The 13,757-nt window shown below is 66.2% G+C and carries 10 protein-coding genes; 2 read left to right on the forward strand and 8 right to left on the reverse strand.

All coding sequences use genetic code 11. The features are described from left to right. Window position 1 precedes the first annotated feature (1 nt). The 7 genes from SMAL_RS05550 to SMAL_RS05580 all read right to left on the reverse strand — a co-directional run bounded on the left by SMAL_RS05550 (window position 2) and on the right by SMAL_RS05580 (window position 8,994). Window positions 2-910 (reverse strand): biotin-independent malonate decarboxylase subunit beta, encoded by a 909-nt coding sequence (locus tag SMAL_RS05550; RefSeq protein ID WP_012510391.1) that lies wholly within the window; start codon window positions 908-910, stop codon window positions 2-4. Then, a complete protein-coding gene (mdcC, locus tag SMAL_RS05555; protein WP_004147942.1) occupies window positions 907-1,227 on the reverse strand; it encodes a malonate decarboxylase acyl carrier protein in 321 nt (106 codons plus the stop codon). The genes SMAL_RS05550 and mdcC overlap by 4 nt, the downstream gene beginning before the upstream one ends. Before the next feature lie 10 nt (window positions 1,228-1,237). Further along, on the reverse strand, window positions 1,238-2,881 hold the full coding sequence (gene mdcA, locus SMAL_RS05560) for a malonate decarboxylase subunit alpha (protein ID WP_004147943.1): 1,644 nt from the start codon (window positions 2,879-2,881) through the stop codon (window positions 1,238-1,240). Between the two features lie 190 nt (window positions 2,882-3,071). Next, window positions 3,072-5,264, reverse strand: coding sequence for a TonB-dependent siderophore receptor (locus SMAL_RS05565; RefSeq protein WP_012510392.1), 2,193 nt, complete (start codon window positions 5,262-5,264; stop codon window positions 3,072-3,074). Window positions 5,265-5,562: 298 nt separating this feature from the next. Further along, window positions 5,563-7,263: a malate dehydrogenase (quinone) gene (gene mqo, locus SMAL_RS05570; RefSeq protein ID WP_012510393.1), complete on the reverse strand. Its 1,701-nt coding sequence runs from the start codon at window positions 7,261-7,263 to the stop codon at window positions 5,563-5,565. A gap of 195 nt (window positions 7,264-7,458) precedes the next feature. After that, window positions 7,459-7,905, reverse strand: a complete 447-nt coding sequence (locus tag SMAL_RS05575; RefSeq protein ID WP_004147956.1) for a GNAT family N-acetyltransferase — start codon at window positions 7,903-7,905, stop codon at window positions 7,459-7,461. 183 nt (window positions 7,906-8,088) lie between these two features. Further along, on the reverse strand, window positions 8,089-8,994 hold the full coding sequence (locus tag SMAL_RS05580; RefSeq protein WP_012510394.1) for a LysR family transcriptional regulator ArgP: 906 nt from the start codon (window positions 8,992-8,994) through the stop codon (window positions 8,089-8,091). A 137-nt stretch (window positions 8,995-9,131) separates the two neighbouring features. Between SMAL_RS05580 and SMAL_RS05585 the strand changes: the two genes are divergently transcribed. Both SMAL_RS05585 and SMAL_RS05590 read left to right on the forward strand, forming a co-directional pair. Further along, window positions 9,132-9,767 carry a LysE/ArgO family amino acid transporter gene (locus tag SMAL_RS05585; protein WP_005408523.1) on the forward strand — a complete coding sequence of 212 codons (636 nt, stop codon included), beginning with the start codon at window positions 9,132-9,134 and terminating at the stop codon, window positions 9,765-9,767. A gap of 167 nt (window positions 9,768-9,934) precedes the next feature. Next, entirely contained in the window at window positions 9,935-11,887 is a 1,953-nt protein-coding gene (locus SMAL_RS05590; protein ID WP_012510395.1) for an alpha/beta hydrolase family protein, read from the forward strand. A gap of 55 nt (window positions 11,888-11,942) precedes the next feature. Here the strand turns inward: SMAL_RS05590 and SMAL_RS05595 are convergent, their stop codons facing one another. After that, on the reverse strand, window positions 11,943-13,697 hold the full coding sequence (locus tag SMAL_RS05595) for a peptide MFS transporter (protein WP_012510396.1): 1,755 nt from the start codon (window positions 13,695-13,697) through the stop codon (window positions 11,943-11,945). Window positions 13,698-13,757: the final 60 nt, after the last annotated feature.

Consider the following 13,757-nt stretch of genomic DNA (forward strand, 5'->3'; position numbering starts at 1 on the left):
CTCATGGCAGGCTCCGGTCGGCGGTGGCGACGAGGAAGTCGTTGGTGTCCAGCAGCGGCAGCCGCTCGGGTTCGGCGATGCCCTGGAGGGACCAGATCTCAAGACCATCGCGGCATCCGCCCCAGGCCTGCACGCGTGCCTTCAACGCGGCATGGTGGGCCTGCAGCGCACTCAATGCCGCATCGGCATCGGTGCTGGCCGTGTGCGGCTGCAGTGCATCGAACGCTGCCTGCGCGAACGCCTCGATGGCATCGGGCACCAGTACCTGCGCCTGGTCGATCAGGTAGCGGTGCTTGCCACCGGTCACCCGCCAGACCAGCGCGCGGTCGCGGGAATCGAATTCCTCCACGCCGCGAACGGTTTCAATCACTTCCGGCCCGGACAGTGACAGCCGGCCTTCCTCGGACATGATCACGGTGCTGCAGCAGCGGGCGACGATGCCCATGCCACCGAACGCGCCATTGCCGCTGCCGATCAGTGCCACCACCGGCACGCCTGCAGCGCGCGCATCCAGCGTGGCGCGCATGATCTCGGAAATGGCAATCAATCCCGCGTTGGCCTCGTGCAGGCGTACGCCGCCGGTATCGAGCAGCAGCAACACGCCGTCGGGCCGGGTCGCCGCCGCACGGCGCAGCAGGCCGGTCAGCTTTGCACCGTGCACTTCGCCGACGCCGCCGCCCATGAATTCACCCTGCTGCGCGGCCAGCAGCACGCGCTTGCCGCGCAGCGTGGCTTCACCGACGACGATGCCGTCGTCGAACGCCGCCGGCTGGTCCAGCTGCGCCAGATGCGGGCTCATCATCCGTCGCGCAGGGCCCAGGAATTCCTGGAACGAACCGGCATCGACCAGGCCGGCGATACGCTCGCGTGCGTCGGCTTCGTAGTAGCTGTGACGCTGTACGCGGTTCATGGCGTGCCTCCGCCCAGCAGCGTTTCCACTGCCTGGTCAAGGCGCAGGCTGACCACCGCCGGGGTTGCGCCGGCATCGTTGATCGAGATGCGCACATCGCGCAGCGGATGGCGTCGTGCGAAGTCGGTGATCACCGCTTGCCACACGCTGCCGAAGCCCTGCGCGGCGGTGATGATGCGCACCGTCATCGCGCCGTCCAGCGCGGCCGGCTCCAGCAGGATTTCCAGGTTGCCCGATGCGAGCACGCCTACCAGCACCGCATTGGTGGGGAAGTGTGCATGCGTCGTGCCGTCGAATCGATAATCAAGGGTTTCCATGCTCTGTCCCTTACCAGTTGCGGAAGCGCTTGGGCGGGTCGTACAGTCCGCCGGACCAGCGCACTAGGTCCTTCACCGAGCGCGCGGCCAGCAGATCGCGGCTGGCATCGCGCACGGAGATGCCGAGGTCATCGGGACGGCGGATGACGCCACGGTCGCGAAGGTTTTCCACCATCGCGCGGTCGCGGCCCATGCCCACCGCGGTATAGCCGGCCACGCCACGGACCGCCTGTTCGCGCTCCTCAGGGGTGCGGCACAGCAGCAGGTTGGCGATGCCTTCTTCGGTCAGTACATGGCTGACATCGTCGCCATAGATCATCACCGGTGGCAGCGGCATGTCCGCGCGCTCGGCCAGCTCCCATGCATCCAGCCGATCGACGAAGGCCGGCGCCATGTGCTCGCGGAAGGTTTCCACCATCTGCACCACCAGCTTGCGCCCGCGCGGTATTTCACCGGGGCGCGCCGCCTGCTGGCCGGCCTTGATCCAGGCATCGCTGGCATGGCGGCGGCCGCGTGCATCCGAGCCCATGTTCGGTGCGCCGCCGAAGCCGGCGATGCGGTCGCGGGTGGCGGTGGAGCTGTTGCCCTGCAGGTCGATCTGCAGGGTGGAGCCGATGAACATGTCACATGCATACAGGCCGGCGGTCTGCGAGAACGCGCGGTTGGAGCGCATCGAGCCATCGGCACCGGTGAAGAACACATCGCTGCGTGCGGCGATGTACTTCTCCATGCCCAGTTCGGAACCGAATGAATGCACCGACTTGACGAAGCCCGATTCGATCGCCGGAATCAGTGCCGGATGTGGATTAAGTGCCCAGTGCTGGCAGATCTTTCCCTTCAGCCCGAGCGATTCGGCGTAGGTCGGCAGCAGCAGCTCGATGGCCGCCGTGTCGAAGCCGATGCCATGGTTGAGGCGGTTGACGCCGTACTCGGCGTAGATACCCTTGATCGCCATCATCGCCATCAGCACCTGGATCTCGGAGATCTGCGCCGGGTCGCGGGTGAACAGCGGCTCGATGTGGTTCGGCTTCGGCGCCTGCACCACGAAGTTGACCCAGTCAGCGGGAATGTCGACGCGGGGGAGAGTGTCGACGATCTCGTTGACCTGGGCGATGACGATGCCGCCGCCGAACGCGGTGGCCTCGACGATGACCGGGGTGTCTTCGGTGTTCGGGCCGGTGTAGAGATTGCCGTGGCGATCGGCGGCCTGCGCGGCGACCAGCGCCACGCGTGGGGTCAGGTCGATGAAGTAGCGGCCGAACAGTTCCAGGTAGGTGTGGATGGCACCGATCTGGATGCGGCCTTCGGCCACCAGGTTGGCCAGCCGCACCGATTGCGGGCCGGAGAACGAGAAGTCCAGCTTCGAGGCGATGCCGCGTTCGAACACATCCAGGTGCGAGGGCAGCGACAGCACCGACTGCACCATGTGCAGGTCATGCACCCGCGCGGGATCGAGGTCAGCCAGGCACTGGGCGAGGAAGTCGGCCTGCTTCTGGTTGTTGCCTTCCAGGCAGACCTTGTCGCCCGGCTCCAGCAGCGCGTGCAGCAGCTCGGCCACATCAGCGGCGGCGACCTCATGGCCGCGTGCCCAGGGCGAAGCACGCTCCAGACGCGCCCGGCGGCTGCGTTCCAACGTATCCCAGCTCGGGTTCATCGACCGGCTTCCGATTGGCGTTGAGATAATTACGCCATAATTACGAAGAGGCGTGCAACCCGCAATGCAGCAAAAAGAAGGGCCCGCTCGGAGGCGGGCCCATTCAGGTAGGCCACGGCCGTGGGTCGTGGCGGAGGGCGTGCCGACCAACGGTCGGCACCCACCAGGCACCCACCGGTTCGCGGGCCCCTCAGAACTTCCAGCGCAGGCTGGCCGCCACGAAGCGCGGTTCGCCGAAGTTGTTGTAGTCCAGGTTCGCCCAGTAGGTCTTGTCCAGCGCGTTGCGCACGCTCAGCGTTGCGGTCCAGCTGTCGCTGATGCGGTAGTTGGCGTTGAACTGCACCAGCATGTAGGCCGGTTGGTTCACGGTGACCGTGCCACCCAACGGGTAGGTGATGTTGTAGCCCTGCACCTTGCTCTGCCACTGCAGGCCACCGCCGATGCTCAGGCGCTCCAGCGCGCCGCGCAGCTGCAGCTGCGTGTTGAGCTGCAGCAGGTCCTTGGGCGGGTTGGCGTACAGCAGATCGGTGGCGGCGCGGGTGACCTTGACGTGGGTATAGCCGGCGTTGACCGTCCAGCCCGGCAGGATCTCGCCGTTGACGTCCATTTCCCAGCCGCGCGCCTTGGTGCCGTTGACGCCGACGTAGGCGGAGGTGCCATCGCTGAGCGAACCCTCCGGCACGCCCATGTCACGCACCGCGTAGTTGTCCTGCTTGGCTTCGAACACGGCGGCATTGGCGGTCAGGCGGCCATCGAACCACTGCGTCTTGATGCCCGCTTCCAGGTTCGAGCCCTGTACCGGCGCCAGCAGGTTCTCGTTGCGGTCCTTGAAGTTCTGCGGGTTGAAGATCTCGGTGTAGCTGGCATACGCCGAGACGTTCGGCGTGATGTCGTAGACCAGGCCGACGTAAGGGGTGACTTCGTCGCTGACCTTGTACGCACCGCTGGTGCCGGTGTAGGCGCCAGCGGCGTTGTACGAGCGGCTGAGAGTTTCCCAGCGGCTCAGACGTGCACCGGCAATCAGCGACAGCGGATCGGCCAGGCGCAGGCGGGTGGCCAGATAGACGCCACTCTGCGTGGTCTTGGCCACGCGGCGCGCGCCGGTGCGGCGGTAGGTCACCTCGGAGATATCGCCGTTCCAGCTGTACACGTTGGGGATGTAGTAGCAGCGGTCGCTGCCGCAGCGCGCCCAGTCGGTCGGGAAGTTCAGTGCAAGCGTGTTGGTGGTGCCTTCAAGATCCGACCACTGCGCACCGAGGGTCACGTCGTGGTCGCGGCCGAACAGCGGGAAACTGCCGGTCAGGTAGGCATCGACATTGCGGCGGGTGTCCTTGGAATCACCGGCGGCCGCACGCAGGTAGATGCCCGAGCCGGTCACCGGGTCCGGGCTGCCGGTGCCGTACAGGCGTACGTTCTGCACGTTGCCGCGGGTGTAGGCGGTGTTGATCTTCAACAGCCAGTTGTCGCCGAAGCGCTGTTCCAGATTGGCGAAGGCGGTGTTGCTCTCGCGCTTCCAGTAGCTCCACTTCGGCGACAGGTTGGTCGAGCGCGGCAGGTGCGCGAAATTGCCCTGGTTGTCGAAGAACGGCACGGTGCCCCAGGTCGAGCCGGTGGGGTTGTTGTCCTGGCTCTGGTAACCGAGGGTGATCGTGGTGCTGTCGGTGACGTCGCCTTCGAGCACCGCCATGCCGGCCATCTTGTTCTCATCGTAGCGGTCGTAGTACAGGCCACGATCGGTATAGGCGGCGACCACGCGGCTGCGGAAGCGGCCGTCGGCGGTCAACGGTGCGGTCACGTCGGCTTCCATGCGGCGGTAGTCCCAGCTGCCGGCGCTGACCGAGAACGAGGCGTCGAACTCCTTGCCTGGGCGCTTGCGCAGCAGGTTGACCGTGGCCGACGGCACGCCGGCACCGCTGAGCAGGCCGTTGGCGCCGCGGATCACTTCGATGCGGTCGTAGAAGGCGGTGTCGTATTCCTGGTTGGTCGAACCGCTGTAGGTGGGAATGCCATCGACCTGGAAATCGGTGATGGCGAAGCCACGCGCGTAGTACAGCGGGCGCTGGGTGTCATAGAAGGACACGCTGACGCCGGTGACGTTGCGCATCACGTCGTTGATGCTGAACAGCGATTCGTCCTGCAGGCGCTTCAGGCTGATCGCGGTGGCCGACTGCGGGGTTTCCTGCAGGGTGATCGGCAGGCGGGTGGTGCTGGCCGGTGGCGCGGATTTTTCGGCGCGCACGCTGACCCGGTCCAGGGTCTTGGCATCGGATGCATCGACGGCGGCCTCGGCGAACGCCGGAGACGCGACCAGCGCGAGCGAAGAGAGCAGGGCAGCCGGCAGCAGCGCACGGCGGGGCAGGCGGTTACGGAACGTCAGGGACATGGCGGGTTCGAAGCTCGGAGACGGGAAGGGGGCGGCAACAGTCGTCCAGCACCCGGGCGGCGGCTTCGGGCACATCAGGTCCATCTGGGAGAGGCGCGGTCACTGCGCAGGATGCAAATGTAAATAATTCTTAACAACATTACAATTCTCGTCATTGCGCAGAGGCTTCTCGGCATGCAGCAGCGCCCATGGCGGGGTCGGATCCCTCCCGTGCGGGAGGGATCCGACCCGCAGTCCCTCAAACGCGAACGGCCACCCGAAGGTGGCCGTCCGTGTCTGCGCAGGGAGTCTGCCAGGCTTACAGCGCCTGCAGCTCCTCGTTGGCGTTGCGCTTTTCCTTGGCCGGTGCCGGAGCCGCTGCAGGAACCGCTGCCGGCACCGGCGCCGCCGCGTTCGCGTCCACCGGCACCTCCAGGTACGGCAGGTGCAGGCTCTGGCTGGTCAGCGTGCGGATCTCATTGACCAGTGCCGCGCTGTCGTTGAGCTTGCGCCCGTACGACGGCACGATCTCGCGCAGGCGGCTTTCCCAGCCGGCCTTCATCTGGTCCGGGAAGGCCTTGGCCATCAGGTCCAGCATGATCGGCGGCGAGGTCGACGCACCCGGCGAAGCGCCGAGCAGGGCGGCGATGGTGTGGTCCTTGTCGGTCACGATCTCGGTACCGAACTGCAGCACCGGGCCCTTCAACGGATCGCGCTTGATGATCTGCACGCGCTGGCCGGCGGTCACCAGCTTCCAGTCGCCCGGCTTGGCATTTGGGAAGTACTTGACCAGTTCGGCCTGGCGATCAGCATCGTTCAAGCGTGCCTGGGCCATCAGGTACTGCACCAGGTCCAGGTTGTCCTTGCCCACTTCCAGCATCGGGCCGACGTTGTTGTGGTTGACCGACGAGTACAGGTCCCACCACGAGCCGTGCTTGAGGAACTTGGTGCTGTACAGCGCGAACGGCCCGAACAGGACCACCGGCTTGCCGTCCAGCTTGCGCGCATCCAGGTGCGGCACCGACATCGGCGGCGAACCGGTTTCGGCCATTCCGTAGGCCTTCACGCCGTGGCGCGAGGTCACGTCCTGGCCCTGGAAGGCGAGGAACTGGCCACCGACCGGGAAGCCGGCGTAGTCCTTCGATTCCGGAATGCCGGACATCTGCAGCAGCTTCAGCGCGGCGCCACCGGCACCGATGAACACGAAGCGCGCGTGGGTGGTGGACTCGGTGCCGGCCTTGAGGTCCTTCACCGTCACGTTCCAGCTCTTGTCCGTGTTCTGCCGCAGCGCGCTCACTTCGTGGTTGAGGTGCAGGCTGAAGTTCGGGCTGCGCTGCAGGCCGGTGGTCAGCTGGCGGGTGATCACACCGAAGTTGACGTCGGTGCCCAGCGGCATCCAGGTCGCGGCAACCTTCTGCTTCGGGTCACGGCCTTCCATCAGAAGCGGTGCCCACTGCTTGATCTGTGCCGGATCCTCGGAGTACTGCATGCCGTAGAACAGCGGATTCTTCACCAGGGCCTGCTGGCGCTTGTGCAGGTAGGCGATGTTGTCATCGCCCCAGACGAAGCTCATGTGCGGGGTCGGGTTGATGAAGTCGCTGGGCTGGCTCAACCGGCCTTCCTTCACCTGGTGCGACCAGAACTGGCGCGAGACCTCGAACGATTCGGCAATGCCGACCGCACGCTTGGTCTCGATGCTGCCGTCGGGCAGTTCCGGGGTGTAGTTCAGTTCGGCGAAGGCCGAGTGGCCGGTACCGGCGTTGTTCCAGCCATCGGAGCTTTCACCGGCGACGCCGTCGAGGCGTTCGTAGACCTGGATGTTCCAGTCCGGCTGCAGTTCCTGCAGGTAGGTGGCCAGGGTGATGCTCATGATGCCGGCGCCGACCAGTACAACGTCGACGGGCTTGTCGTTGCTGGCGGCGGGCACCGAGCGCTTGGTCAGCGGCCAGTACAGGAACAGCGCGGCGGCCAGCAACAGCAGCACGAGCAGGGCGAGCAGAACCTTGCCAAATTTCTTCATGGGGGCGGGATCGTTGGCGGAGGGGAGGGGGTCAGGATGCGCGTGGGAACGCGAAAGGGCGTGAAGAAACAAGGCGTTGCGCCATCCATTCGCGGATTTTAACCGCTTCTGGTCCCTTTTTGATGCAACGCAGCATCCGGCGTTTCGCGTCACCCTCACCCGGTAGCGCCAGGCCATGCCTGGCGACGCCTTCAATCAAACCAGCTCCAGAATCTCGTCACCGGCCTCATCAATCTCACCGGTCGGGCGCCAGCCCAGGCGCCGGTAGAAGCCATGCGAGCGCGAGCGCGGGTCTGCCGAACAGGCCAGGAACAGTCGCTGGTGGCCGGCGTCGCGGGTCAGGCTGACCACCTCCTGCAGCAGCTGCCGGCCGATGCCACGGCCTTCGTAGTCCGGCAGCAGGGCCAGCACCAGCACCTCGCCGCTGTCGCGGTCGGCGAAGCAGTAACCGGCCATGCGCTCCCCTTCCCAGGCCACGCGGCCGATCGAATCGCCCTGGGCGATGCCGGCCGCCCAACTCTCCGGCGTGATGCCCAGCTCCGCCAACTGCGCGGCACTGAAGGCGTTCTCGCGGGTGCGCCCGCGCAGGTCGATGCAGGCGGCGGCATCGTCGGGGTGGGCATCGCGCACGGAGACGAGCATGCAGGACATCCTTGTAGTGATTGGCCGATCAGTATCCGCATCGCGCATGGACCGGGTGTGGAGGTTTCGTGGAGATCCGATGGAGCAAAAAAGGGGACGGAGGGGATTAAGTCGTCTTTGCCCCGGATGTCGTTTGGGTCTTAAACGACTTAATCCCCTCCGTCCCCTTTTTGCGGCGCTCCGTCAACGCTTGCGTCGCACCAGCGCCGACGACGCCTCCAGCACGGCGCGGGTCAGCAGGGCCATGGTCTGCACGTCACCCTTCCAGTGCTGCCAGTACAGCGGCACGTCTTCCCACGCGCGCTGGCGTACGTAGACCAGGCGGCCGGCGTCCAGATGCCGCTTGACCAAGGGCAGGGGATTCATGGTCCAGCCCATGCCGCCCAGGTTGGCCTGCACGAACGCGCGGGTGGAGGGAATCCACCAGGTTGGCGCGGTGCTGGGCAGGTCGTCGCCGGCCATGCGCCGGGCGAAGCGCGATTGCATTTCGTCCTTGCGGTTGAACACCAGCACCGGTGCCGTGGCCAGGGCCTGGGCGGTCACGCCCTTGGCAAAATGGCGCTCGCGGAACTCCGGGGTGCAGGTCGCCGCGTAGCGGATGCTGCCCAGCGCATGGATCTGGCAGCCCTGCACCGGCTCGTCCAGAGTGGTCACCGCGCCCAGCACGGTGCCCTGGCGCAGCAGTTCGACGGTGTGATCCTGGTCTTCCACGCGCAGGTCCAGGGTGGTGCCGGTGCTCTGCGCGAACTGGAAGGCAGCCTGCGGGAACCAGGTTTCCAGGCTGTCGTGGTTCACCGCCACCGGAATGCTTGCCTGCGGCAGGTCTTCGTCGGCCAGGCCCATCCGGTGCAGGGCATCGTGTTCGAGCAGGGCGGTCTGCTCGGCCAGCTGCACCAGCACCTGGCCCTCGGCGGTGGCGGTGGCCGGGGTGCCGCGCTTGACCAGCAGGCGGCCAACCCGATCCTCCAGTGCCTTGACCCGCTGCGAGATGGCCGACGGCGTGACATTCAGCGACTGTGCCGCGCGGTCGAAGCTGCCTTCGCGGATCACTGCAGCCAAGGCGCGCAGCTGGGCATGGTCGATACGCATCGAATTAAGCTCCGCTAATGTTGGATTAGTAAGTTTAGCTCGTCTTTTTAATGTTGCGGCGCGACAATGGCGCCAGTTCCGGTGCTGTCCGCCTTCGCGAGGCACCGTCCCCCAAGCAAGTAAAGGCAGTGAATCCCATGTTCTCGGTCATCTCCGCCAGCACCGGCCTCGGTGCCTGGTTCTCTGGTGCAGCCACCGGCATCGGCCTGTTCGCCGTGGTCGGGGCCCAGAGCGCCTTCATCCTGCGCCAGGGCATCCTGCGCAAGCACATCGTGCCGGTGGTCGCCACCTGCGCGGCCATCGATGCGATCTTCATCTTCGCCAGCGTGGCCGGCCTGCGCACGCTGACCTCGGCGCTGCCGTGGCTGACCACGGCCGTGTTGTGGACCGGCGTGGCCTTCCTGGCCTGGTACGCGATGAAGTCGGCACGCCGCGCGATCGCCGGTGGCGGCGGCATGGGCGAGGCTGACAGCGACGACGGCAGCCGCCGCGCGGTGCTGATGGCCGCAGTCGGTTTCTCGTTGATCAATCCGCACTTCTGGCTGGACATGATGGTGATCGGCTCGATCGCCGAGAACTTCGGCAATGCCCGCATGGCCTTCGCGGCCGGTGTGGTTACTGCCAGCTGCCTGTGGCTGACCGCGCAGGGTCTCGGCGCACGCCTGCTCGCACCGCTGTTCACCAAGCCCAGCACCTGGCGCGTGCTGGACGGCACCATCGCCGTGATCCTCAGCATCCTGGCCCTCACATTGGCGGTGCGCGGGGTCCATTGACCCGGCGCACGCCCCCCGAACCCACGTCCTGACTCTCTCTCTCCAAGGTAGTGGTAACGACGGCACCGGCAACGGTGCCGTCGTTTTTTGTGGGCCACTGGTGATTCGGGCGCCGGCCTGCCTAGAATCGGCCAGCCGGGACAAGGGGGCCAGGCAGGGGGAAAAGGATGCACAAGCGCTGGCTGGCCGCCATCATCGTGGCGGGACTGTGGTGCGGAACCGCTGCTGCGATCGATCTGGGCGCCTACGTGCGCGCGGACAAGTTCGGCGATGTCATGCTGTCCCCCGGGGGAGACTACCTGGCCGCGACCGTGCCTGCGGACGGCTTTACCGCTGTGATCATCCTGCGCACAGGAGACAACACACCGGTGGGCAACCTGCGGCCACCACTTAATTCGCATGTCATCGATATGCACTGGGTCAACAACGATCAGGTGATGTTCGGTCTGGCGCAGAAGTTCGGCAGCCGCGATGCGCCGTGGGCCACCGGCGAGCTGCTGACATTGGACGCGCGCACGGGCCGCCCGGAATTGCTGGTGGGCTACCGCGATCTTGGCCTGCGCGTGCGGCCCAAGTACCGGACGTCCGCTGCGGCGTTCCTCAGCGACACCTTGCCGGGTGACGATGCCCATGTGGTCATCGCCGTTGGTGGATCACGGCTGGATGCCAATGGCTATGCAGCCCAGCTCGAACTGGCAAGTGGCAAGCAGCGGCTGCTGGCCCGCGCGCCGATGCCGGATGCGTCCTATGTGGTGGATGCACAGGGCGACGTGCGTTTCGTCCAGGGCGCCGGTACCGTCTACTACCGCAACGGTGGCGATTGGGTGCTGGTCAACGATGAGAAACGCAGTGGTCGCGGCGAAGCGGCGCTGGGCTTTTCCGCCGATGGCCAGCTGGCCTACCTGCTCAGCGATCAGCCCAGCGGCCCCGATGCCATCGTCAGCGTGAACGTGGCCACGCAGGAGCGCAAGGTCGTGCTGCGCGACGAGGTGGTCGATCCCACGCGGCTGATCCATCGCCCAGGCAGCACCGTGCCGGTCGGCGCGCTGTTCCTGGGAACTACGCCGCATACCCGGTTCTTCGACGAAAGTTCGGACGAGGCGCGGTTGTACCGGAGCCTGGAAGCGGCTTTTCCAGGGCGTGCAGTGTTCATCACTTCCAGTACCCGCGACGGCCGCCGCCTGCTGGTGGAGACCTGGTCCGGTTCCAATCCTGGCGAGTTCTACCTCTACGACCGCGACCGCAACCTGGCGCGCTTCCTGATGGCGCGCAGCGAATGGTTTGACCCGGACACCACCGCTTCGGTGCGACCGATTGTGCTGAAGGCGCGCGACGGGTTGGACCTTCATGGATTCCTGACATTGCCGCATGGAAGTGCCGGCCGTGGCCTACCGATGGTGGTGGTGCCGCACGGCGGGCCGATCGGGGTGTTCGACGACGGCAGTTTCGATCGCGAGAATCAGTTGCTGGCCGCTGCTGGCTATGCCGTGCTTCAGATCAACTTCCGCGGCTCGGGCAACTACGGACGGGCCCACAGCCGGGCAGCATTGAAGCAATGGGGTGGCACGATGCAGGATGACGTCACCGACGCCACCCGCTGGGTCATCAGCGAAGGCATCGCCGATGGCCGTCGCATCTGCATCTACGGCGCCAGCTACGGCGCTTACTCGGCGATGATGGGTGCCGCCCGCGAGCCAGGCTTGTACCAGTGCGCGGCGGGCTATGTCGGCGTCTACGACCTGCCGTTGATGTACACCCATGGCGACATCCAGGATCGCGGCTCGGGCGTGACCTACCTGCGCGAATGGCTGGGGGATCCGGCACAGCTCGGTACCGTCTCGCCAGTCAATCTTGCGGAACGGATCAAGGTACCGGTGTTCCTCGCAGCGGGTGGCGAAGACAAGCGCGCGCCGATCCAGCACACCGAGCGCATGGAAGCAGCGCTCAAGCGCGCTGGTACCCCGGTGGAAAGCCTGTACTACAAGACCGAGGGCCACGGTTTCTACACCGAGGCCCACCGCAGCGAGTACTACGGCAAGCTGCTGGCCTTCCTGTCGCGCAGCCCCGGTGGCAAGACCGCGACCACCGCAACCGCGGCCGGCAAGGACAAGGCGCCCTGACGCAAAGGGCGGCGGATGTTCGATCCGCCGCCCTGGTTTTCCGCAGGCGCGGGAATTACTTCACCCCGTGCATCATCCGCTTCAGCAGTGGCGCAGCAATGAAGGCCAGCACCGCGCAGCCCAGGCCGATCCACATCAGCAGCCAGAACAGGTGCGCATAGGCGCCGGCGGCAGCCACCATGTCCAGCGTTTCGCCTTCCGGCACTTCGATCGCGGCCAGCTTGCCGAACAGCGCGGCCAGCGTTTCCGAGAACGCGGTTGCCAGGAACCAGGTGCCCATCATCAGGCTCATCACCCGCGGCACGGCCAGCTGGGTTACCGCCGACAGGCCGACCGGCGACAGGCACATCTCACCGCTGGCCAGCAGGAAGTAGGCCAGCACCAGCCACCACACGCTGGCCATCTCGCCGGTGGCGCCGACCTGCTGTGCGGCCAGCGCCAGTGGCACGAACGACAGCGCGCCGATCACCAGGCCCCACGCTGATTTCACCGGCTTGCCCGGTTCCCAGCCGCGGCGGTCCATCCAGGTCCACAACGCGGCGAAGGCCGGTGCCAGCAGCACCAGGAACAGGCCGCCCAGGTAGGTCAGCGAACCGGCGGTCTGCGGAATCACCAGGCAGTCGCGCACCAGCAGCACCAGCATCAGCGCAACGATGCCGATGAAGAACGCACGCGGTGCGGTCGAGCCGGGGCGCCGTTCGGACAGGCGCGCGCTGACCACGAAGCCCAGCGGTGCCAGCAGCAGCGAGATGATCGACCACGGCAGCGGCGTACCGCCGGTGATCACCAGCGAGGGCACGATGTCCTTTGTCAGCAGGCGGTCGGTGAAGGTCACCCACGAGCCGTAGGACTGCTCGTACATGGTGAAGAACACCAGCGCCATGAAGATCAGCACCATCAGCGCGATCATCTGCTGGCGCTCTACCGGCGTGCACTTGCTGCCGGTGAACCAGGCGAACCAGACCAGCACGCCACCCAGCACCACCAGCATCAGCATCAGCGCCAGGCTGATTTCACCGCCCAGCGCGAACGCGCCGTTGCCGGCCGCCCACATCAGCCACGCGACCGGCAGCACACCGAGCACCGCGCACAGATAGATGAGCCATTCGCGCGGCAGGCCCAGCACCTTCTGCTTCAGCGCGGCCGGGCGCGGCGGTTCGGCATGGCCCTGCAGGTACTTCTGGCCCCACAGGAACATCGCCAGGCCGGCCAGCATGCCGATGCCGGCTGCACCGAAACCGTACTTCCAGCCGTAGGCCTCGCCGAGGAAGCCACACACCAGCGACGAGAACAGCGCGCCGAGGTTGATGCCGGCGTAGAACAGCGAGAAGCCCGAATCACGGCGCGGGTCGTCCTTGGCGTACAGCTTGCCGACGATGGTGGAGATGTTCGGCTTGAGGAAGCCGACGCCCATGATGATCAGCGCCAGCGACAGGTAGGTCACCGCCAGTGCCGAGGTGTCGCGCACCACTTCGCCGTTGACCCGGTAGGCGGCGTGGCCCTCGAAGGCCATGCCCAGATGGCCGAGCACCAGCAGGATGCCGCCGAACAGCACTGCCCGGCGCATGCCCAGCCAGCGGTCGGCCAGCATGCCGCCGAACACCGGGATGCAGTACACCAGGCCGCCATAGGCACCGAGCAGGTCCAGGCCGGCCTTGTCGCCGAACAGGTGGTACTTGGTGAGATACAGCAGCAGCAGCGCCTTCATGCCATAGAAGGAGAAGCGCTCCCACATTTCGGTGAAGAAGCAGACGTAGACGCCCTTGGGATGGCCCAGGAAGTCGTCGGAAGCAGTAGCGGCAACGGTCATCGACGGCGGGGACAGCAGGAAAGGGCGCGATTATAGGCCCGTAACCGGCGCCGCACCCGG

It is taken from the genome of Stenotrophomonas maltophilia R551-3 (assembly GCF_000020665.1).
GTDB lineage: Bacteria > Pseudomonadota > Gammaproteobacteria > Xanthomonadales > Xanthomonadaceae > Stenotrophomonas > Stenotrophomonas maltophilia_L.

Bases quoted from the DNA above. Each gene is read 5' to 3' on its own strand.
- SMAL_RS05550 (WP_012510391.1), bottom strand. From the start codon at position 910: ATGAACCGCGTACAGCGTCACAGCTACTACGAAGCCGACGCACGCGAG.
- mdcC (WP_004147942.1), bottom strand. From the start codon at position 1,227: ATGGAAACCCTTGATTATCGATTCGACGGCACGACGCATGCACACTTC.
- mdcA (WP_004147943.1), bottom strand. From the start codon at position 2,881: ATGAACCCGAGCTGGGATACGTTGGAACGCAGCCGCCGGGCGCGTCTG.
- SMAL_RS05565 (WP_012510392.1), bottom strand. From the start codon at position 5,264: ATGTCCCTGACGTTCCGTAACCGCCTGCCCCGCCGTGCGCTGCTGCCG.
- mqo (WP_012510393.1), bottom strand. From the start codon at position 7,263: ATGAAGAAATTTGGCAAGGTTCTGCTCGCCCTGCTCGTGCTGCTGTTG.
- SMAL_RS05575 (WP_004147956.1), bottom strand. From the start codon at position 7,905: ATGCTCGTCTCCGTGCGCGATGCCCACCCCGACGATGCCGCCGCCTGC.
- SMAL_RS05580 (WP_012510394.1), bottom strand. From the start codon at position 8,994: ATGCGTATCGACCATGCCCAGCTGCGCGCCTTGGCTGCAGTGATCCGC.
- SMAL_RS05585 (WP_005408523.1), top strand. From the start codon at position 9,132: ATGTTCTCGGTCATCTCCGCCAGCACCGGCCTCGGTGCCTGGTTCTCT.
- SMAL_RS05590 (WP_012510395.1), top strand. From the start codon at position 9,935: ATGCACAAGCGCTGGCTGGCCGCCATCATCGTGGCGGGACTGTGGTGC.
- SMAL_RS05595 (WP_012510396.1), bottom strand. From the start codon at position 13,697: ATGACCGTTGCCGCTACTGCTTCCGACGACTTCCTGGGCCATCCCAAG.